At 71.4% G+C, this 20429-nt stretch carries 22 protein-coding genes; 3 read left to right on the top strand and 19 right to left on the bottom strand.

Features of this window, described 5'->3' with window-relative positions; genetic code table 11:
- Positions 1-276: 276 nt before the first annotated feature.
- The 9 genes from ACZ6TB_RS25965 to ACZ6TB_RS25925 form a co-directional block, all read right to left on the bottom strand.
- Positions 277-633, bottom strand: coding sequence for a histone-like nucleoid-structuring protein Lsr2 (locus ACZ6TB_RS25965; protein ID WP_465557843.1), 357 nt, complete (start codon positions 631-633; stop codon positions 277-279).
- 101 nt (positions 634-734) lie between these two features.
- A complete protein-coding gene (gene lysS / locus ACZ6TB_RS25960; protein WP_465557841.1) occupies positions 735-2279 on the bottom strand; it encodes a lysine--tRNA ligase in 1545 nt (514 codons plus the stop codon).
- 54 nt (positions 2280-2333) lie between these two features.
- Complete coding sequence (locus tag ACZ6TB_RS25955) at positions 2334-3092, bottom strand: type III pantothenate kinase (protein ID WP_465557839.1); 759 nt, start codon at positions 3090-3092, stop codon at positions 2334-2336.
- Positions 3093-3938 carry a carboxylating nicotinate-nucleotide diphosphorylase gene (nadC, locus tag ACZ6TB_RS25950; protein WP_465557837.1) on the bottom strand — a complete coding sequence of 282 codons (846 nt, stop codon included), beginning with the start codon at positions 3936-3938 and terminating at the stop codon, positions 3093-3095.
- The gene (locus ACZ6TB_RS25945) at positions 3935-5581 is read right to left on the bottom strand and encodes an L-aspartate oxidase (RefSeq protein ID WP_465557835.1); all 1647 of its coding nucleotides are present in this window, start codon (positions 5579-5581) and stop codon (positions 3935-3937) included. The genes nadC and ACZ6TB_RS25945 overlap by 4 nt, the downstream gene beginning before the upstream one ends.
- 63 nt (positions 5582-5644) lie before the next feature.
- Entirely contained in the window at positions 5645-6475 is an 831-nt protein-coding gene (locus ACZ6TB_RS25940; RefSeq protein WP_465557833.1) for a septum formation family protein, read from the bottom strand.
- A gap of 792 nt (positions 6476-7267) precedes the next feature.
- Entirely contained in the window at positions 7268-7693 is a 426-nt protein-coding gene (panD, locus tag ACZ6TB_RS25935) for an aspartate 1-decarboxylase (protein ID WP_465557831.1), read from the bottom strand.
- Positions 7693-8514, bottom strand: coding sequence for a pantoate--beta-alanine ligase (gene panC / locus ACZ6TB_RS25930; protein ID WP_465557829.1), 822 nt, complete (start codon positions 8512-8514; stop codon positions 7693-7695). The genes panD and panC overlap by 1 nt, the downstream gene beginning before the upstream one ends.
- Positions 8511-9398: a Rossmann-like and DUF2520 domain-containing protein gene (locus ACZ6TB_RS25925; RefSeq protein ID WP_465557827.1), complete on the bottom strand. Its 888-nt coding sequence runs from the start codon at positions 9396-9398 to the stop codon at positions 8511-8513. The genes panC and ACZ6TB_RS25925 overlap by 4 nt, the downstream gene beginning before the upstream one ends.
- A 140-nt stretch (positions 9399-9538) precedes the next feature.
- Here ACZ6TB_RS25925 and ACZ6TB_RS25920 point away from each other — a divergent pair, with 140 nt between their 5' ends.
- Together ACZ6TB_RS25920 and ACZ6TB_RS25915 are read left to right on the top strand one after the other, a co-directional pair.
- Entirely contained in the window at positions 9539-10504 is a 966-nt protein-coding gene (locus ACZ6TB_RS25920; RefSeq protein ID WP_465557975.1) for an SAM-dependent methyltransferase, read from the top strand.
- 17 nt (positions 10505-10521) lie between these two features.
- Entirely contained in the window at positions 10522-11646 is a 1125-nt protein-coding gene (locus ACZ6TB_RS25915) for an NADH-quinone oxidoreductase subunit D (protein ID WP_465557973.1), read from the top strand.
- A gap of 4 nt (positions 11647-11650) precedes the next feature.
- Here the strand turns inward: ACZ6TB_RS25915 and ACZ6TB_RS25910 are convergent, their stop codons facing one another.
- The 4 genes from ACZ6TB_RS25910 to ACZ6TB_RS25895 all read right to left on the bottom strand — a co-directional run bounded on the left by ACZ6TB_RS25910 (position 11651) and on the right by ACZ6TB_RS25895 (position 15696).
- Entirely contained in the window at positions 11651-13048 is a 1398-nt protein-coding gene (locus ACZ6TB_RS25910) for a hypothetical protein (RefSeq protein WP_465557825.1), read from the bottom strand.
- 89 nt (positions 13049-13137) lie between these two features.
- Positions 13138-14130, bottom strand: a complete 993-nt coding sequence (locus tag ACZ6TB_RS25905) for a glycine betaine ABC transporter substrate-binding protein (RefSeq protein ID WP_465557823.1) — start codon at positions 14128-14130, stop codon at positions 13138-13140.
- Positions 14131-14266: 136 nt separating this feature from the next.
- Entirely contained in the window at positions 14267-14980 is a 714-nt protein-coding gene (locus ACZ6TB_RS25900; RefSeq protein WP_465557821.1) for an ABC transporter permease, read from the bottom strand.
- A complete protein-coding gene (locus tag ACZ6TB_RS25895; RefSeq protein WP_465557819.1) occupies positions 14977-15696 on the bottom strand; it encodes an ABC transporter permease in 720 nt (239 codons plus the stop codon). The genes ACZ6TB_RS25900 and ACZ6TB_RS25895 overlap by 4 nt, the downstream gene beginning before the upstream one ends.
- Positions 15697-15698: 2 nt before the next feature.
- On the opposite strand from ACZ6TB_RS25895, the gene ACZ6TB_RS25890 reads away from it, so the two are divergent.
- A complete protein-coding gene (locus ACZ6TB_RS25890; RefSeq protein ID WP_465557817.1) occupies positions 15699-16712 on the top strand; it encodes an ABC transporter ATP-binding protein in 1014 nt (337 codons plus the stop codon).
- Positions 16713-16757: 45 nt separating this feature from the next.
- Here the strand turns inward: ACZ6TB_RS25890 and ACZ6TB_RS25885 are convergent, their stop codons facing one another.
- From ACZ6TB_RS25885 to folB, 6 genes are all read right to left on the bottom strand, one after another.
- Positions 16758-17249: a hypothetical protein gene (locus ACZ6TB_RS25885; protein WP_465557815.1), complete on the bottom strand. Its 492-nt coding sequence runs from the start codon at positions 17247-17249 to the stop codon at positions 16758-16760.
- 63 nt (positions 17250-17312) lie between these two features.
- On the bottom strand, positions 17313-17618 hold the full coding sequence (locus ACZ6TB_RS25880) for a hypothetical protein (RefSeq protein ID WP_465557813.1): 306 nt from the start codon (positions 17616-17618) through the stop codon (positions 17313-17315).
- 28 nt (positions 17619-17646) lie between these two features.
- Positions 17647-18870 (bottom strand): ABC transporter permease, encoded by a 1224-nt coding sequence (locus ACZ6TB_RS25875; protein ID WP_465557811.1) that lies wholly within the window; start codon positions 18868-18870, stop codon positions 17647-17649.
- 148 nt (positions 18871-19018) lie between these two features.
- On the bottom strand, positions 19019-19498 hold the full coding sequence (locus tag ACZ6TB_RS25870; RefSeq protein ID WP_465557971.1) for a DUF3180 domain-containing protein: 480 nt from the start codon (positions 19496-19498) through the stop codon (positions 19019-19021).
- Positions 19499-19533: 35 nt separating this feature from the next.
- The gene (folK, locus tag ACZ6TB_RS25865) at positions 19534-20061 is read right to left on the bottom strand and encodes a 2-amino-4-hydroxy-6-hydroxymethyldihydropteridine diphosphokinase (protein ID WP_465557809.1); all 528 of its coding nucleotides are present in this window, start codon (positions 20059-20061) and stop codon (positions 19534-19536) included.
- Positions 20058-20420 carry a dihydroneopterin aldolase gene (gene folB / locus ACZ6TB_RS25860; protein WP_465557807.1) on the bottom strand — a complete coding sequence of 121 codons (363 nt, stop codon included), beginning with the start codon at positions 20418-20420 and terminating at the stop codon, positions 20058-20060. Before folB ends, folK begins: the two co-directional genes overlap by 4 nt.
- Between the last annotated feature and the right edge of the window lie 9 nt (positions 20421-20429).

The following is a 20429-nucleotide window of genomic DNA, read 5'->3' as shown; positions in this document are numbered from 1 at the left end:
TGTAACTCTATCGCCGCCCGGTGGTTCTGCTGGGCCCTCGTGGCCCCGCGAAACCGTCCGCAACGTTGATTTAGCCAACTTCGCACGCTCAGAGCCTGTTCCCCCACTCGAACGAGTACGCGGACAGCGAACACGCCCCGGAGCGTACGTCCACAGGCTGTGGACAACCCTCTCCACACCTGTGGATAACTTTACGTACCCGGGGCGAAGATCGAGCGACAAATGCAACAGGGCCCGTCGCGCTCAGCGCGACGGGCCCCGCAGGGTACGCCTGACTCAGCCCCGGCCGGGGCCCTTCGCGTGGAACTCGTCCACGATCTCCTGGGGAATGCGGCCCCGGTCGGAGATGTCCTTGCCGGCCTTCTTGGCCCACTCCCGGATCGCCTTGTTCTGCTCCCGGTCGGCGGTCGCTCCGCCGCGGCCGCGCGCGGCCCGGCCGCCGACGACCACGCCGCCCCGAGCCACCTTGGCGCCCGCGCCCACGTACGGCGCGAAGACGTCCCGCAATTTACTGGCGTTCTTCTCCGAGAGGTCGATCTCGTACTGAATGCCGTCGAGCGCGAACTTGACGGTCTCCTCGGCGTCACCGCCGTCGAGGTCATCGACCAGCTTGTGAATGATCTGCTTGGCCACGCGCCGCTATCCTCCCGAACACAGGTTCTCCCGCAACTTCTCCGGCAACGGACAGAACAATAACGCCAGGGCGGCAGTACCCGTCAATGGCGGGTCGTATATTACTCGGGCCGGGCCAACGGGAACAGGATCGTTTCCCGAATGCCGAGGCCGGTGAGGGCCATCAACAGCCGGTCGATTCCCATTCCCATCCCGCCGGTCGGCGGCATTCCGTACTCCATGGCGCGCAGGAAATCCTCGTCCAGCTGCATCGCCTCGGGATCGCCGCCGGCGGCCAGCAACGACTGCGCCACGAGCCGTTCGCGCTGCACCACCGGGTCGACCAACTCGGAATAGGCGGTGGCCAGCTCGAAGCCCGAGACGTACAGGTCCCACTTCTCGGTCAGCCCCGGAGTTTCCCGGTGCGCGCGGGTCAGCGGCGCCGTCTCTTCGGGATAATCCCGCACAAATGTGGGCTGCTGCAGGGTGTGCACGACCAGGTGCTCGAACAGCTCCTCGGCCAGCTTGCCGTTGCTCCACTTCGGGTCGACGGAAAGGTCGTGCTTTTCCGCATAGCTCTCGAGTTGTGCCCGATCGGTCATCACCGTGACTTCTTCGCCGAGGGCCGCCGACAGCGAACCGAACAGGGTGGTCGACGCCCACTGACCGCCGAGATCCAACTCGCCGCCGTCGTAGTGCTTCACGACGTGCGATCCGGTGACCGCGAACGCCGCTTCCTGAATCCACTCCTGAACCTGCTGCTGCATCACGTTGTAGTCGGCGTACGCCTGGTACGCCTCGAGCATCGCGAACTCGGGCGAGTGACTCGAGTCCATACCCTCATTGCGGAAGTTCCGGTTGATCTCGAAGACCCGCTCGATGCCGCCGACGACCGCGCGCTTCAGAAACAGTTCCGGCGCGATCCGCAGATAGAGATCCGTGTCCAGTGCGTTGCTGTGCGTCACAAACGGACGGGCCGCCGCGCCGCCGTGCAGCAACTGCAACATTGGCGTTTCGACCTCGAGGAAATTGCGCCGGAACAACGACTCTCGCAGGCTGCGGACGACGGTGGCGCGGGTGCGCACGATGTCGCGGGCCTGCGGGCGGACGATCAGGTCGACGTACCGCTGACGGATCCGGGTCTCCTCGGAGAGCGGCTTGTGCGCGACCGGCAACGGGCGCAGCGACTTGGCACTGATCGCCCAGGAGTCGGCCAGCACGGACAGCTCGCCGCGGCGGCTGGTGATCACCTCGCCGGTGATGCCGACCAGGTCGCCGAGGTCGATCAGGTGCTTCCAGTCGGTCAACGCCTGCTCGCCGACCTTGTCGAGGGAGAGCATGGCCTGCAGCTCGGTGCCGTCGCCGTCGCGCAGTGTCGCGAAGCACAGCTTGCCGCCGTTGCGGATGAAGATCACCCGGCCGGTGATCGAGACCTGGTCGCCGCTCGCGGTGTCGGTGGGCAGCTCCGCGTACTTCTCCCGGAGCTCCTTGAGGGTCGCGGTGCGGGGCAGGTTGACCGGGTAGGGCGGGACGCCCTCGGCGAGGAACCGCTCCCGCTTCGACCGGCGGACCCGCATCTGCTCGGGCAAGTCCGCTGTGTCGCCACCCAAGCCGGGACTATCAGTCGGCGGAGCTAGCTCGGTCGCTGGCACATTCTGCTCGGTCACGGCACGACTCTCTGTGAAGGGAACGGATCGGCTAGAAAGCCTACTCAGCGGCCGTCAGACGTTCCGCTCATATACCATCCGCAGCCCGATCAGCGTGATCATCGGCTCGTGCGCGGTCAGCGTCCGGCACTCGTCCTTGACCAGGCCGGCCAGCCCGCCGGTGGCGATCACGGCCTTGACCGGGCCGATCTCCTCGATCATCCGCTCGACGATCCGGTCGACCTGGCCCGCGAAGCCGTAGTACATGCCCGACTGCAGGCACTCCACGGTGTTCTTGCCGATCACCGAGCGCGGCGCGGCCGGCTCGACCTTGCGCAACTGGGCGGCGCGGGCCGCGAGCGCGTCGAAGGAGATCTCGATGCCCGGGGCGAACGCGCCGCCGAGGAACTCGCCCTTCGCGCTGATCACGTCGAAGTTGGTGGTGGTGCCGAAGTCGACCACGATCGACGGTCCGCCGTAGAGGGCGTGCGCGGCCAGCGTGTTGACCACCCGGTCGGCGCCCACCTCCTTGGGGTTGTCGATGGCCAGTTGCACCCCGGTCTTCACGCCCGGCTCGACGACCACGTTCGGCAGGTCGCCGTAGTAGCGGCCGAGCATCGTGCGCAGGCTGCGCAGCGCGGCCGGCACGGTCGAGCAGGCGGCCACCCCGGTGACCTCGACGGCGTCGCCGGCGAGCAGGCCGCGGAACATCAGGCCGAGCTCGTCGGCGGTGTTCCGGGCGTCGGTCTTGATCCGCCAGTTGTGGACGAGCTTGTCGCCGTCGAAGGTGGCAAGAACGGTGTTCGTGTTGCCGATGTCGATACAGAGGAGCATCTAAACCCTCAGGTCCATGGCGATGTCGAGGATCGGCGAGGAGTGCGTGAGCCCGCCCACCGACAGAAAGTCGACCCCGGTCGCCGCGTACGCCTCCACCGTGGCCAACGTGAGATTACCGGTGGCCTCGAGCTCGGCCCGATCGCCGACCGCCGTCACCACCTCGGCCAGCAGCTGAGGCGTCATGTTGTCGCAGAGCAGGAAGTCGGCGCCCGCCTCCACGGCCTCCAGCGCCTCGTCCAGCGTGGTCACCTCGACCTGCACCGGCACGTCCGGAAACGTCGTCCTGACGGCGTTGAACGCGGCGGTGATGCTCCCGGCCGCCAGCTTGTGGTTGTCCTTGATCATCGCGACGTCGTACAGGCCCATCCGCTTGTTCGTCCCGCCGCCGGCCCGCACCGCGTACTTCTCCAGATGCCGCAGCCCCGGCGTCGTCTTGCGGGTGTCGAGAACGGTCGCCTTGGTGCCGGCCAGCGCGTCGGCCCATTTGCGGGTGTGCGTGGCCACCCCGGACATCCGGCAGAGCAGGTTCAGGGCGGTGCGCTCGGCCGTGAGCAGCGCTCGGGTGGGACCGGCGATCACCGCGAGCACGTCGCCCCGGCGTACCCGTGCCCCCTCGGCCACCACGGCCTGGAAGGTCACCTGCCCGCCCGAGGTCGCCGCGAAGACCTCGGCCGCGACCGGCAGCCCGGCCACGACGCCGTCGGCGCGGGCCACGAGCTCGGCCGTGTCGAACTGGGCGGCCGGGATGGTCGCCTCGCTGGTCACGTCGCGGGGCGGGTCACCGAGGTCCTCGCCGAGGGCGGTGTAGACCACCCGGCGTACCTCGTCGAGGTCAAGAGTCACGGCATCTCCTCGAAGATCTGGGTCAGCGCGCCCGTGGCGGACAGGCCGTTCAGCAGGTGGCCGCGCCACTCGTCCTCGGCCACCGGGTAATCCTCCCGCCAGTGGCAGCCGCGGGTCTCACGGCGGGTGCTCGCGGCGGCCACCAGCGCGCTCGCGACGGTCAGCAGGTTCGCCGCCTCCCAGGCCGCGTTGTGCGGGGTGGTGCGCCGCTCGGCCAGCCGGGTGAGCTCCTTGGCGGTGCCGGCGAGCGAATCGGCCGAGCGCAGCACGCCCGCACCCCGGGTCATGGCCCGCTGGAGCTCGGCCCGGATCGCCGGATCGGCCACCCACGCCGGTCCCTGGTCGTTCACCAGCGGCTCGGCCTGCGGCGGCAGGTCACGGGCGATGTCGTCGGCGATCCGCTTCGCGAAGACCAGGCCCTCGAGCAGGGAGTTGCTGGCCAGCCGGTTGGCGCCGTGCACCCCCGTGCAGGCGACCTCGCCACACGCGTACAGGCCGGGAATGGTCGTGCGGCCGTGCAGGTCGGTGCGGACGCCGCCGGACGCGTAGTGGGCGGCCGGCGCGACCGGGATCAGCTCGGTGGCCGGGTCGACGCCGGCGGCCCGGGTCGAGGCCACGATCGTCGGGAACCGGTGCTCGAGGAACTCCTTGCCCAGGTGCCGGGCGTCCAGGTAGACGTGGTCGGCGCCGGTCGCCAGCAGCACCCGGTGGATGCCCTTGGCCACGACGTCGCGCGGCGCCAGCTCGGCCAGTTCGTGCTGACCGACCATGAACCGCTTGCCCGACTCGTCGACCAGGTGGGCGCCCTCGCCGCGCAACGCCTCGGAGATCAGCGGGCGCTGCACCGAGGTGACCCCGGCGCTCACGAACGAGGTCGGGTGGAACTGCACGAACTCGACGTCGGTCACGGTCGCGCCGGCCCGCAGCGCGAGCGCGACGCCGTCGCCGGTGGACACCGACGGGTTCGTGGTCGAGGAGTAGATCTGGCCCATGCCGCCGGTGGCCAGCACCACGGCCCGGGCCAGGATCGCGCCGACGCCGTCCTCGCTGCCCTCGCCGAGCACGTGCAGGGTGAGCCCGCAGGCCCGGCCGTCGGCGCTGCGCAGCAGGTCGAGCACGAGCGCGTGCTCGACGAGCCGGATCCAGGGGTCGCGGTGCACCGCCTCGTGCAGGGCCCGCTGCACCTCGGCGCCGGTCGCGTCGCCGCCGGCGTGCACGATCCGGTCGGCGCGGTGGCCGCCCTCGCGGGTCAGCATCAGCGAGCCGTCCGGGTGGCGGTCGAACGCGGCGCCGATCCGCATCAGTTCCCGTACGCGCGCCGGGCCCTCCTCGACCAGCACCCGTACCGCCGCCGGGTCGCACAGCCCGACTCCCGCGATCTCGGTGTCGTTGGCGTGCGCGGCCGGGGTGTCGAGCGGGTCGAGCACGGCCGCGATGCCGCCCTGGGCCCACCGGGTCGACCCGTCGTCGATGTTCACCTTGGTGACCACGGTGACGTGCAGGCCCTGCTCGCGCAGATGCAGCGCCGCCGTCAGCCCGGCGACGCCGGAGCCCACGACCAGCACGTCGGTGGTCTCGCTCCAACCCGGCTCGGCGGCCGCGAGCCGTCGCGGCAGCTCCGGAAGATCGACGAGAAGTGACATCTGCTCAGTACACTCCGCCGCGGCGCCGGACGTCACGCGGGGGCGGCATCGAAGTGGTGGCCGTTACTTGTACTGGACGGGCAGGCTCGCGATGCCCTTGCCCTTCAGCGACGACGTGAGCTCGGCGCCGTCCAGCCAGAGGTAGCACCGCACGCCGAAATCCCCGAGCTGCCACACGTCGGCGCTGCCCGGCAGCGAGATCACTCCCGTGCGGTACTGCAGGTCCTGATCGTTGGGCACGCTTGCGAACGTCGCGATCAGCCCGCGGCAGCCATCGTGGAACTTGGCCCAGCCCGCGTCGTCCTTCGGGTAGCTCAGGTCCTTGGCGTACCAGACGCCCACGAACTCGGCGTTGTGCTTGGCCGAGCAGGCCACGCCCGGCATCCCGGCGATCGCGCCCGAGCTGTCCATCGCCACCGAATAGCAGCCGAGCGCGAGGTCGCCCGTGCCGTCCGCGAGCACGTTGCGCAGGCTGCCCACGCGCTGCACGAGCAGCCCGTCGTCCTCGACCGAGCTGAGCTCGAGCGCCTCGCACCGGAACCACCGCGACCCGCCGCTCCAGGCCGCCGTCGTCGGATGCGTGACCCCGATCCAGACGCGCGCGGCCCGCCAGCTGCCCCCGAGGTAACTCGTCGTCTTCTCGTCACACACGTGGTAGGCCGCCTTGGCCCCCGCCGATCCCTCGGCCGGCGGCTCATCGGCGTCGGAGGCCGGCGACTCATAGGTCCCGACGTACACGGTCTCGGTGCGATGCCGCAGGTTGCAGTCCATTTCCTCGTACGTGGACCGCGCACCCACCGTGTTGAAGTTGGCGCTGTGGCAGGCTCCCGCCGCCGGCTCGAACCCGGTGGCCGGCGCCATCGCCGCCCACCCGTTGGTGAGGTCACCATCCACCCCACCCGGCATGCCACACCCAGACGCAAACAGCACCACCCCGAGGATCACCAAGATCCCCCGCCAACCCAGCGCCGCCTTACCCATTGCGCCGAGGATAGGCCGAAATAACGACGTAAAATCCCAAAACCGGTTATTCCGTACGCCGTTGTCCGCCCCGTGTCCCCCAGGCTCGGCGGTTGGGGGTTCGCGCCGATCAGTGCTTCCGCCGTCGCGTGCTCGGGTCTGGCGTCCGTGGTGCTCGCCCGGCCGTGGTGCTCGTCCGGCCGTGGTGCTCGTCCAGCCGTGGCGCTCGTCCAGCCGTGGCGCTCGTCCAGCCGTGGCGCTCGTCCAGCCGTGGCGCTCGTCCAGCCGTGGCGCTCGTCCAGCCGTGGCGCTCGCCCGGCCGTGGTACTCGTCCAGCCGCCGTGTGCCGCTCAGCCGCGGTGCTCGCCCGGACGCCGTCGCCTGTCTGGGGGCCGCCCGCCGTCGTGCCCGCTCAGCCACGTCGCCTTGCCCGGGCAGCCCGCCGTTGTGCCCGCCCGGTCGCCGTCACGCCCGGCCGCCCTCACGCACGCTCACCCGTCACGTGCGCCCGGCCCGCCGTCACACAACGCCCGCCCGTCACGCGCTCCCGGCAGCCGTCATGCCCGCAACCACGCCCGCCCGCAACCACGCCCGCCCGCAACCACGCCCGCCCGCCTCAAGGGGGAGCCCCCGCGGGCCATTGTCCTCGGGAAACGGGCTGATCGGGTCAAGCGCCCCCTCAGCCTGGGGATAACTCGCGTCTGTGGATAACCCCGACCTGCCCCGCTAGATCGTCAGCGCCAGGTCTCCGCGGGTCAGGCCACCGACCATCCCCTCGACCGCCCCAGCCGGGTCACTTCCCAGCTCGATGATCCGATTGTCGGCGTCCACGTGCACGACCCGCGGCTGGTACTCGCGAGCCTCCGCGTCCTCCATCTGCCCGTACGCGATCAGGATCACGAGATCACCCGGGTGCACCAAATGGGCCGCCGCCCCGTTGATGCCGATCACCCCCGTGCCCCGCTCCCCCGGGATCACGTAGGTCTCGAGGCGGGCGCCGTTCGTCACGTCCACGATCGCGACCTGCTCGCCGGGCAGCAGGTCGGCCGCCTCCAGCAGGTCGAGGTCCACCGTCACCGAGCCCACGTAGTGCAGGTCCGCCTGGGTCACGGTGGCCCGGTGGATCTTGGACTTCAGCATGGTGCGGAGCATCAGCGGCCCTTCATGTCGAGCGGCACGTTGTCGATGAGGCGGGTGTTGCCGACCCGGGCGGCGACGAGCAGGCGAGCGGGCCCGACGGACGGCGCCGGGCCGAGATCGGGGCCGGTCAGGGCGAGATAATCCACCCGTACGCCCGGTTCGTCGTCCAAGATCTTGGTGGCGGCCGCGAGCGGATCGGGACAAGAAGCGCCCTCGTGCAGCGCGCGCGAGAGGGCCAGCGCGGATCGCCGTTCCAGGGGCGACAAAAAGCGGTTGCGGCTCGACATGGCCAGGCCGTCCGGCTCGCGCACGGTCGGCACCCCGGCGATCTCGGCGTCCAGCTCGAGGTCGCGGGCCATCCGGCGGATCAGCGTCAGCTGCTGGAAGTCCTTCTCGCCGAAGAACGCCACGTCGGCCCGGGTCAGCTGGAGCAGCTTCTCGACGACGGTGAGCATGCCGGCGAAGTGCCCGGGACGGCTCGCGCCCTCGAGGATCTCGCCGAGCGGGCCGGCGTTCATCGTGATCGACGGGGCGCCGCCCGGGTACATCTCGTCGCGGCTCGGGGCGAAGACGACGCTGACGCCCTCGGCCCGGCACGCCTCGAGGTCGGCCTCCAGCGTGCGCGGGTACTTGTCGAAGTCCTCGTTCGGCCCGAACTGCAACGGGTTCACGAAGATGGTGACCAGCACGAACGCCGAGCGCTCGCGGGCCGCTCGCATCAGCGCGCGGTGCCCGTCGTGCAGGGCGCCCATGGTCATCACGACGGCGATCTTGTCGGGGGCATCGGCGACGGCGGCCGCGAGCTCGGCCCGGGTGTGGATCAAACGGGTCACAGCGCACTGCCCAGGGCGGCGAGGGAAAGAGCGTCCATCAGCGGTACGGCGTCCTGCGGGCGCAGGCGGCCGGAGGCGATGGCGCGGTCGGCGGTGCGGCGAGCCAGGGCCAGGTACGCGGACACCGACTCGGCCGGAATGCGATCAAGATGCTTGAGTACGGTGCCCGCGTCGCCCCGGGAGACGGGACCGGTCAGCGCCGCATCGCCGAGCCGCAGCGCGTTGTCGAGCGCGGCCCGCAGCAGCGGCGCGAGCACCCGGGCGGGGTCCTCGACGCCGGCCGTACGCAGCAGGTCGGCGGCCTCGTTGACCAGCGTGACCAGGTGGTTCGCCCCGTGCGCGAGCGCCGCGTGGTAGAGCGGGCGGGCGTCCTCGGCCACCCACTCGGGCACGCCGCCGAGGTCGGCCACGAGCCGGGTGGCGAAGGCGCGGTCGGGCGTGGTGACGCCCCAGGCGATGCCCGGCAGCCGGTCGAGGTCGGAGTCGGCGCCCGTGAAGGTCATCGCGGGGTGCAGGGCCATGCCGTTCACATCGCCCAGAACGGCCAGTCCGTGAGCGCCCGAGGTGTGCGCCACGATCTGGCCCGGCCGCAGCGCGCCGGTCGCGGACAGCCCGGCCACGACGGCGGCGAGCGCGTCGTCCGGCACGGACAGCAGCAGCAGGTCGTCGGCGGCCCGGGCGACCTCGTCGGCGGGCAGGATCGCGGCCTCGGGCAGCAGCCGGGCGGCGCGATCACGGGAGGCGGCGGAGACGGCCGCGGCGGCGACCACGCGGTGGCCGGCGGCGTTGAGGGCGGCGCCCAGGACGGCGCCCACCCGGCCGGCGCCGACGACGCCGACGGTCAGGGGGCGCGCTCCGATGCGGGCGCGCGGCACTGCGCTCATAACGGGATCCAGTCCTCGAGAAGGGGTACCGGTCGACGGCAAGTATGCGCACCGTTCACACGCCCGTGACAACCACCTGTGAAGAACAACATCGAGGGTCCGGGGCCTATGGTGTCGGTGTGACGGGGTGGCGCGCCGCGATGACCGCCGGGCTGTACGGGCCGGACGGTTTCTTCACGGGCGGAGCGGGCAGCGCGGGTGGTCCGTCCCAGCATTTCCGGACAAGTGTGCACGCCTCGCCGCTGTTTGCCGGGGCGCTGCTCGAGCTGGTCGAGCGGGTCGACGCCGCCCTCGGGCACCCCGAGGCCTTCGATCTGGTCGACGTCGGCGCGGGCCGGGGCGAGTTGCTCGCGACCCTGCGCGCCCTGCTCCCGGACGACCTCGCCGGCCGGGCCCGGCTGACCGCGGTCGAGGTCGCGCCACGGCCCGACGGTCTCGACCCGACGATCGGCTGGCAGACCGACATCCCGGACGGCATCGTCGGGCTGCTGGTGGCGACCGAGTGGCTCGACAACGTGCCGCTCGACGTGCTCGACCTCGACGACGCCGGCCGCCCGCGCCGGGTGGAGGTCGACCCGGCGACCGGCAAGGAGTCGCTCGGCGGGCCGCCGGACGCCGCCGACCTGTTCTGGCTGGGCCGATGGTGGCCGGCGGGCGGGCGCGTGGAGGTGGGCTGGCCACGGGACGCGGCCTGGGCCGAGGCGGTCGGGCACGTGCGGCGGGGCTGCGCGCTCGCGGTCGACTACGGCCATCTGCGCGCGGACCGGCCCGTGCTCGGGACGCTCACCGGGTTTCTCGGCGGTCGCCAGGTGCCGCCGGTGCCGGACGGCAGCCGCGACGTGACGGCCCATGTGGCGATCGATGCGGTGGCGGCCGCGGCCGGAACACCGTACGAGCTGATCCGCCAGCGGGTGGCACTCAAAGCGCTCGGGGTCGACGGCGCGCGACCACCGCTTGATCTTGCCCATCGCGATCCGGCGGGTTACCTGCGCGCGCTCTCCGCGGCCGGCGCCGCCGCCGAGCTGATCGAGCCCGGCGGACTCGGCGCGCACTGGTGGCTGCTGCACACGGTCGGGATCGAGAGACGTGGGAGCATGCTTCTGTGACCAACCCGCTGCGCGAGATGACCGTAGGGACCGGCGCGGGTATCGAGACCGCGGACATGGTGCTGAACATCGGTCCCCAGCACCCGTCCACGCACGGCGTGCTGCGGCTCAAGCTCACCTTGGACGGCGAGCGGGTGGTGGCCTGCGAGCCGATCATCGGGTACATGCACCGCGGCGCCGAGAAGCTGTTCGAGGTGCGCGACTACCGGCAGATCATCATGCTGGCCAACCGGCACGACTGGCTGTCCGCGTTCGCCAACGAGCTGGGCGTCGCGCTGGCCGTCGAGCGCCTGATGGGCATCGAGGTTCCGGAGCGCGCGGTCTGGCTGCGTACGGCGATGGCCGAGCTCAACCGCGTGCTGAACCACCTGATGTTCCTCGGCTCCTACCCCCTGGAGATCGGCGCGATCACGCCGATGTTCTACGCGTTCCGTGAGCGCGAGACGTTGCAGGCGGTGATGGAGGAGGCCACCGGCGGCCGGATGCACTACATGTTCAACCGGGTCGGCGGCATCAAGGAGGAGGTGCCGGCGGGCTGGACACGGCGGGCGCGGGAGGCGATCGCGCTGGTCCGCAAGCGGCTGCCGGACCTCGACCGGGTCATCCGCCACAACGACATCTTCCTGGCGCGCACGGTGGGCGTGGGGGTGCTGACGGCCGCGCAGGCGGCCGCTTACGGTGCCTCCGGCCCGGTGGCGCGGGCGAGCGGTCTCGACTTCGACCTGCGGCGGGACGAGCCCTATCTGGCGTACGACCAATTGACCGTGCCCGTGGTGACCAAGCAGGCCGGCGATTGCCACTCGAGGTTCGAGGTGCTGCTCGACCAGGCGTACGTGTCCCTGGACCTGGCCTCGGAGTGCCTCGACCGCGTCGACCGGATCTCGGGCCCGGTCAACGTGCGCCTGCCCAAGGTGGTGAAGGCGCCCGAGGGCCACACGTACGCGTGGACCGAGAACCCGCTCGGGATCAACGGCTACTACCTGGTCTCCCACGGCGAGAAGACGCCCTGGCGCCTGAAAATGCGCACGGCGTCGTACGCGAACGTCCAGGCCCTGGCGACGCTGATTCCCGGCTGCCTGGTCCCCGACCTGATCGCCATCCTGGGTTCGATGTTCTTCGTGGTCGGCGACATCGACAAGTAGCCGCTCAGCGGCGGCGCCCGTGCCCCTGCACGTAACGCTCGTCCTGCTCGGGCACGGCGTCCCACCCTGGGTACGACGCGAAGTCCTCGAGCGTGCCGACGTTGGTGTCGTTGGCCGAGGGCCGGTGGCGGCGGGCCTTGTAGGCGGGGTCGCCACCCTGCTGCGTGCCGTCGTAGCCGCCGGTCAGCCCGTAGCCGGCGTCGGCCTCATAGCCCCCGTCGTCTCCGTAGCCCGCGTCGGCCCCGTAACCCGCGTCGGCCCCGTAGCCGGCCTGGTCGCCATAGCCCGCACCGTAGCCCTCGTTGCCGGCCGCGCCGCCGTAGGAGCCGCCGCCGTGGCCGTACTCGCCGGAGCCGTAGTCGTCGTGGCCGTAGTCGCCGCCGTAGCCGTTCACCTGGGCCGAGCCGTAGGTGCCGCCACCCTGCGCGGGCGGCATGTCGGCGTACCCGCTGCTGGCCCCGAAGTCGTCATCGATCGACTCCCCGCGGCCATATGCCATGCCCGGCCGGACGGCGGCCGACGCGCGAGGAGGCGCCGACTGCGGCGGAACCGAGGACGAGCCGCGCTGACGAGGGATGGCGGCCGACGCGGCGGCGGCCACGGGCCGGCCACCGGAGTTGAGGCCCGGCTCGCGCCCGGGAACGGATGCCATCCCGGCGCCGCCCGGCACCGACGCCCGACCGGGACCGCCCGGCACGGAAGCCCGGCCCGGACCGCCCGGCACGGATGCCCGGCCGGGACCGCCCGGCGCGGGCGCCATGCCGGAATCATCAGGACCAGCGCCAAAGCCGGCGTCCGGGCCGAAGCCCTCGGGCCCGCCGGCGTCGAAGCCGTCGACGTCCGGGCCGGGACCGCCGAAGCCGCCGGGAGCGATCGGCCGGACCGCGGCCGAAGCTGCCGCGGGAGCCGGGACCGCCGCCCGGCCACCGCTGGCGAAGCCGTCCATCGCCGGGCCATCGTGGAAGAAGTCGGAATTGTCGGGCCGGGCGGAACCGAAGCCCGTGGGACCGGGCGCGGCGGAACCGAAGCCCGCGGGACCGGGCGCGGCGGAACCGAAGCCGGCGGAACCGGCCGCGGCGCCCGGGCCGAAGCCGGCCGGGCCACGGGTGGCGGGAACGGCGGCGGCGAACTCGGCTCGCAAGTCGGCCCGCAGCGCTTGGATCTCCTCGGCAATGCGGTCTTCCACGTGCATGCGCTGAAGCACCGGGTCGGCCCGGATCAGCACCGAGGCGCCGACCAGGACGACACTCACCGCTATCAGCAGCACCGCGAAGCGCACCGAGTTGGAGCTTTGACCGAGCAGCACGATCGCCGCGGCCAGCGGGGCGAGCAGGACGCCCGCCCAGATCAGGCCGCGGAGCAGTCGCGAGCTGTGCTCAGTCTCGTGGTCCCTCTCCGGCATGGGCGCTGATGCTACCGAGAGTGCGCCACGGCGCAAACGGGTGAGCGCCGAGCTTCGATTACGCGAAACCCGGCGCCCCACCGAAACGGTCAGCCGGCGGCCAGTGCGCCGTCCGAGCTGAAGACCAGACCCACGCTGGCCGTGCCCTGCTTGAGGGCGGTCTTGGTGAGCGGGCCGCCCGCGTCCAGGGTGGCGAACTTGCCGGCCTGGAACTGGTAGGTGTCGACCAGGCCCTGCTGGCACTTCGGCCGCTGCGGGCACTCGGCCGGACCGCCGAGCACGGTGGCCGCGCCGGAGCACTTGGCCGCCAGGTCGGAGAGCGTCTTCACGCCGTACTTGTCGGAGAACGCCGTGGTGACCGCGAACGCGTTCTGGTCCTGCGCCTGCGACGCCTGACCGAAGACCAGGCCGACCTTGTCGCCCAGGGCCTTCAGGTTGGTCACCGTGGTGTTCAGGTCGGACGAGGACGGGTCCTTGCCGCTCTTGTCGACCTTGCCCTGCAGGAACGTGGCCAGGGTCGCCGCGTACTCGGGGACGACGTCGATGTCGCCCTTCTCCAGCGCGGGCTCGTACAGCTCACGGTTGCCGATCTGCTGCACCTTGACCTTGAAGCCGGCCGCGGTGAGGACCTGGCCGTAGATCTCGCCCAGCGTCGCGCTCTCGCTGAAGTTCGCCGCGCCGACCGTGACGTCGCCGGAGCCCTTGTCGAGGCCCGTGCCGAGGTTGTTGGTCGTGATGAACTCGGTCGCCGCCGCCTTGGACGACTTGCGGTCGATGTCGACCGCCTTGTTCAGCGCGATCAGCTTGGTGGTGTCGAGCGCCCCGGAAACCTTGTCCAGCGCGGCGATCAACTGCGGCGAGGACGCCTTCTTGTTGATCGCGGGGATCACGTTGTCGGTGTTCTGCAAGTTTTTGTCGTCGGTGAGCACCACCAGGTCGTTGCCGGCGACCGGGGCGCACCCCGCGCCCGCCGCCGACGAGGGTGGCGCCTCCGTGCCGGAGGAGCCGGCGTTTCCACAGCCGGCGAGAGAGACGACGGCCGCCGTGGTCGTGGCGGCCATCAGGAGCAGGTGTCGACGCATACTGCCGCCTTCTGTGTCCCGGCGTGACGTGTTGCCATGCCGCGTGTCCGACGGGCAGCCGAAGTGCGTGCCCGTTTGTATGCCCTGCAAGGTCTACCCGCTGGGTATGACAACTTCCCGGAAAGATGCTGGTCCGTTACCCGGCCGTGGCGGGGCGGGCGGCCCGGCGGCGGCGAACGGAACGCAGCGGACGGGGCGTGACCAGGCGTTCTATGCCGGCGAATAGCGCTTCGACCAGGAGTGCGAGGAGCACCACAGCGATGCCGCCGGCCACGATCTGGTTGCCGCCGACGTTGATGCCGAGCCCGAACCCGGCGGTGATGATCTGGCCGAGGCCGCCGCCGTTGACGAACGTCGCGAGCGTGGCGGTGGCGACCACCTGCACCGCGGCGGTCCGCAGGCCGGAGGCGATGTACGGCACCGCGAGCGGCAGCTCGACCCGGCGCAGCAACTGGCCGCCGGACAGGCCCATCCCGATCGCGGCGTCCTTGGTCTCGGGGTCGACCGAGCGCAGCCCGGTGTACGCGTTCGCGAGCAGCGGCGGCACGGCGAAGACGGCGAGCGCGATGATCACCGGCAGCTTGCCGAAGCCGAGCGGGGTGAGCGGCAGGATCGTGAGCAGCGCCAGCGTGGGCAGCGCCCGGGTGAGATTCGACACCGTGATCACGGCGCCGCCGCCCCGGCCGCGGTGCCCGAGCCAGATGCCCAGCGGCAGGCCGATCAGGCAGCCGAGCAGCACCGCCCAGAACGTGATCACCAGGTGCTCCTCGAGCCGGTCGAACAGCCCGCCCGGGTTGGTCCAGTTCAGCGGGTCGTTGAGCCAGATCAGGCCGTCCCGGAAGTAGCTCATGCGGCGCGCCTCCGGCTCCACGGGGTGAGCAGCCGGCCGAGACCGACGAGAGCCAGGTCGAAGATCAGCGCCAGGGCGACGCAGAGCACCGTACCGGTGAGAATCTCCGCCTTGTAGAAGTTGTTCCAGAAGCCGCCCATGATCAGATCACCGAGGCCGCCCTGCCCGATGATCGCGCCGATCGTGACGAGGGCCACCGTCGAGACCGTCGCCAGCCGCAGCCCGGTCACGATGCCGGGCATCGCCAGCGGCAGCTCGACGTGCCAGAGGCGCCCGAACCGGCCGTAACCCATGCCCGATGCCGCGTCCCGAACCTCGGCCGGAACCTGAGTGAGACCGGTCAGAGCGTTACGAATCAGGAGCAGCAGGGCGTAGAGCACGAGTGCGATCAATACCGTCACCCGGTTGGTCGCGCCCAGCAGCGGGGCCAGCAGCGCGAGCAGCGCGAGCGACGGAATCGTGTAGAGCACGCCGGAGAGTGCGAGAATCGGGCCGGTCAACGGTCTGATCCAGTACGCGATGACGGCGAGCGGCACGGCGACCAGCAGCGCGATCACCACGGTCTCGAGGGTGATCCCGATGTGAAAGCCGAGCTTGGTCATGATGGTGCCGGCGTTGTCCTGCACGTACTGCCAGGAGAACCACGGATTTCCCGGCCCGTCACCGGCGGGCGCGGCAAGCGGCGGGGGCGCCGGCGCCCACGACAGGAAGGACATACGTGGACGCTACCGCGATCAACGGCTCCGGGCCCGCCCGGAGCGCTGCGTCGATCACGCTGGAGGACATCGGCAAGACCTACCCCGACGGCACGGTCGCGGTCGGCGACTTCAGCCTCGAGGTGAGCGCCGGCGACCTGGCCGTATTGATCGGGCCGTCGGGCTGCGGCAAGTCCACGATCCTCCGGATGATCAACCGGTTGATCGAGCCGACGCAGGGCCGGATCCTCATCGACGGGCAGAACATCCTCGACCGCAACCCGGTCGAGCTGCGCCGGCACATCGGGTACGTGATCCAGAACGTCGGGCTCTTCCCGCACCAGAACATCCGCACCAACGTCGGCACCGTCCCGCGCCTGCTCGGCTGGACCAAGGCGAAGATCAACGCACGCGCCGACGAGCTGCTCGACCTGGTCGGCCTCGACCCGGCCCGGTACGCGAAGCGCTACCCGCACGAGCTCTCCGGCGGTCAGCGGCAGCGCGTCGGCGTGGCCCGGGCGCTCGCCGCCGACCCGCTGGTGCTGCTCATGGACGAGCCGTTCTCGGCGGTCGACCCGATCGCCCGCGGGCGCCTCCAGGAGGAGTTCCTCCGGCTTCAGGCGACCGTGCGCAAGACGATCGTGCTGGTCACCCACGACATCGACGAGGCGGTCCGGCTGGGCGACAAGATCGCGGTGCTGGCCGAGGGCGGCCGGCTTCTCCAGTACGCGGCCCCGGCCGAGCTGCTGCGCCGACCGGACTCGACCGCGGTCAGCGACTTCGTGGGCGCCGACCGCGGGATCCGCCGGCTGGCCGTGACCCCGCTCGCGCAGGCGATGCAGACGCTGGAGCCGGGCGCGGCGATCGACGGACGGCCCACGGTGGCGACCGGCGGCACGCTCTACGACGCCCTGGCGGCCATGCTCGCCGCCGACGCGACCGAGGTGGTGGTCATGGACGGCGATCGCCCGGCCGGCCTCGTCAGCAGGACGGCGATCTTCGACGTACCGGCGCCGGAAGCCGAAGCGACGCGATGAGTGGAGTGGGGGCCGGGTCGCGCTGACCCGGCCCCTTACCGCTTCTCAGCTTCTACCTCGGCGTCCGCCGAGGGTGGCGAGGCCGATGATCCAGCCGACGAAGAAGCCGTACGTGACGCCGACGCCGGTCAGCTTGAACGCGTTCAGCAGCGACGGGTTGGTGAAGAACAGGCCGGTCACCAGCGCGGCGAGGGCGGCCGCGAAGATGTACGCCGACCAGCCCGCGAAGAACTGGCTGAGCGTGCCCCGGGCCCGGGCCAGCTGGTTGCCGGGCAGCATGTACAGGAACATCGCGGTGAAGATGACCAGCAGGATCGCCTTGAGGTCGCCGACGAGGACGTCCCGCAGCGAGTCGTTGGAGTTGAACGTCCAGTGCGGCCAGGCGAGCAGGCGCAAGAACCAGCCGCCGGCCGAGTTCTCGTCGGCGTTCTTGAACACCCAGTTGAAGTACCACGGGCTGCCGAAGACGAGGACCAGTATGAGTGCGGCGAGCGTGCCCGCACCGGGCGCAGACTTGTAACGATTGCCGAGAGCCATGCGCCGCTAATTCCCAACGCGAGACTCTTTTCAAACGACGGTGGTAAATGCCTGATTTACCGGTTACTGGTGCTTTTGCAGGTAATCGATGAAGGCAGCTCGCAGCAACGGCTCCTGCTCGCCGTACCCGTGCTCCTCGTATCCGCCGCGGCCGCGCAGCTCGCGCCAGAGCGCCACCGCCTCGTCGATGGTGGGACCGATCGAGTTGGGCGCGCCGTCGAGCTCCGCCGCATCGTCCGAGTCGGGCAGGTGCTTGAACACCGACCAGATGAACTTGATGTCGTGGTGCTTGCGGGCCACCGTGAAGGCGCGCTCGCGCAGCTCCTCGGTCGGCAGCGCGTCCAGCTCGGCGAAGCTCGGAGAGGTCATGACGGCAAGCATAGGGTGACCGCGCGGGTCACTTGGCGGATCCCCAGGGGCCGTCGTCCCAGCGGTCGGGGCGGCCGGTCGAGGTCGCCGGGGTCCAGCTCTCCAGATCGGGCGTCCAGTTCGTGGCGGTGCTGGTGGTGGGGGCCGCGTTCCAGTCCTCGCCGGCCGGCGGGAGCGGCCGCCCGTACGTCTCGACCAGCCGGGTCACGATGAGGCCGCCACCGAAGACGCAGGCCGCGACGGCGAACAGCGCGATGTCGAAACCCTTCCGCGCCTGCCAGTCGAGGAACAGGGTGAGTGCGGCGACGGCGAAGAGCGTTCCGAAGATTCCACCCCGGCGTCCGTACGCGCTGGTGCCCGCCAACATGGCCAGACCGAGCGCGATTCCGGACCATTCGAGGCCGGTGCCGGGCGGGATCGGACCGGCCGACTGCGCCGACATGAGGATGCCGGCCGCGACCGCGAAGACCGAGGACAGCAGCAGGGACAGGATCACCGGCAGCGCGACGACGCCGCCGCGGCGCCGGGCCGGGTCGCCGGACGGGCGCATCCCGCCCAGCCAGCGGCGCACCGGCGTCACCGTGCCCAGCGCGCCGCCGAGCACGGCCAGCAGCGCGAACCCGCCGAAGAGGAAGAACGCCTGGTCGGTGGGGTCGTACTGGCCCTGCACGACGACCGGCGCGTTGCGCAGCTGGTCGTAGACGATCACGCCGAACCCGGCGGCGAGGGTGGCGGCCCAGCCCGGCACGTGCAGCACGAGGACGAGCAGGCCGACCGCGACCGCGCCGGCGGCCGCGATGATCAGCGCCGGGACGGCCGCCTTGACCAGGCCCTGGTCGCCCTGCTCGGCGTAGTTCAGGGCGGCGGCCAGCGCGATCGGGCCGAGCGCGAGGTTGGGCACGCCGGCCCGCAGGGTCAGGCCGGCGCCGAGCGTGAGCAGGCCGAGGACGGCGCCGTTGACGAGCAGGTTGTCGAGGGCGGGACGTTTCAGGCTGGTCGGGTCGAGGCGCCAGAGCAGGAAGCCGAACGCGGCGGCGGCCAGCAGGAGCACGACCTCCCAGCCGAGGTGGATGCCGAGGCGGTCACGGCCGTCGTCGTCGGCGCGCAGCAGGTCGGGCGAGGTGGTGACGGCCGCCGCCTCCTCCTCGGCGCGGCGGCGCTGCTCGGCCGCGGCCAGCGTATTGGCCCGGTAGGCGGCCGGATCGGTCGGCTGGTCGTCAGTCCGACGGAAGGTCGTCTCGTCGTACGCCATCGTCGCCTCCTCGTGTGCGTCTCCGTGCGGTCGAGACGCACGCCGAAAACCGCCGGGTGATTACACCCCGCGTCCAGAGCATACGGAAACGAGTCAGGCTCAGTTCAAGGCCGAATTCGTGCCGGATCAGCGACGGCGAGTAGCGCCCTCAGCGACGGCCGGTGGGGTGGTCCGAGTCGTCCTCGTCCTTGGCGTCCGGCTTCTCCGGAATGCGGCAGGCCCGCTCGAGCCAGAGCGCGCCGCCGACCAGGGCCAGGGCCGAGACCAGGCCGGCGGCCGCGGTGGGCAGGTCGTCGTGGGCGGCCTGGGTGGGCTCCATCGCGAGCCAGGCCGTGAGACCGGCCGAGAACCCCGCCGAGATGGCCCCGACCAGGGACGACGCCTTGGCCAGCGCGACGTAGCGGGCCACCGCGAGCGGGTCGACCGGGAGCGTGCCGGGCTTGCGCTGGATGCGGGCGCTGGTGTTCTGCGCGAGCAGGCCCTCGGCGATCGCCAGCACGACCAGCACGATCACCGGGGACCACGGCAGGTCGGGCAGGGAGGAGTAGGAGAAGCTCAGGAGCAGCCAGCCCAGGGCGGCGGCGGCCAGACCGGCGACGATCAGGACCGAGATGCTGGTCGGCCGCATCGACGGGTCCGACTTGGGCGCCTGCGGGTTGCTGCTCACGACCTCGACTCTAACGGCAGATCGGGACGCGGGGTCATCCCGGCGAGGTCGTCGGCGAGGGCGGGATCGTTCAGCAGGTCGGTCAGCCACCCATGGCCGGACAGTTGCCCGTACGGCTGGATGTCGATCCACGGGCGCAACACGAACGCCCGCTGGTGGGCACGCGGGTGGGGCAGGGTCAGCTCCGGGTCGTCGCTGAGCACCGGCCGGTCGTCGGCGTCCCAGACCGCGATCACGTCGACGTCCAGCGTGCGGGGGCCGAACCGGCGCTCGGGGTCGCGCACCCGGCCCGCCGCCGCCTCGCACGCGCGCGCCCGGTCGAGCCAGTCGCGCGGCGCCGCCCCGGCGTCGACGGCCAGCACCACCGCGTTGAGATAGGACGGCTGGTCGGGGTCGCCCCAGGGCGGGGTCTCGTAGACGCCGGAGACCACCGCCACGCTGTCGCCGAGCGTGCGGACCGCCTGCCGGAGGTGCTGGTAGCGGTCGCCGAGGTTGCTGCCGATCGACAGCACGGCCCTGGTCACGGCCGGCTCCGGCGCAGCGTGACGGCCACGTCCGCGAAGTCGTGCGGGATCGGGGCCTGCGGCTTGTGGACGGTGACCTCGGCGGCGGCCACCCGCTCGTCGGCCAGGCAGACCGCGAGCAGCCGGTCGGCGAGTGTCTCGATCAGATTGACCGGCTCCCCGGTGACCACCGCGACCAGCCGCTCGGCCAGCTCGCCGTAGTGGACGGTGTCCTGGACGTCGTCGCTGGCCGCGGCGCCGGTCAGGTCGAGCTCGAGCACGACGTCGACGACGAAGTCCTGCCCCTGCTCGCGCTCGAAGTCGTAGACGCCGTGGTTCCCGCGAGCCCGCAGCCCGCTCAGCATGATCCGCCCGCTCATCTCCGCCAC

The organism is Actinoplanes sp. NPDC051537, assembly GCF_055586105.1.
Note: the sequence above shows the minus strand (reverse complement) of the source record. Positions and strands in the feature narration are given on the sequence as shown.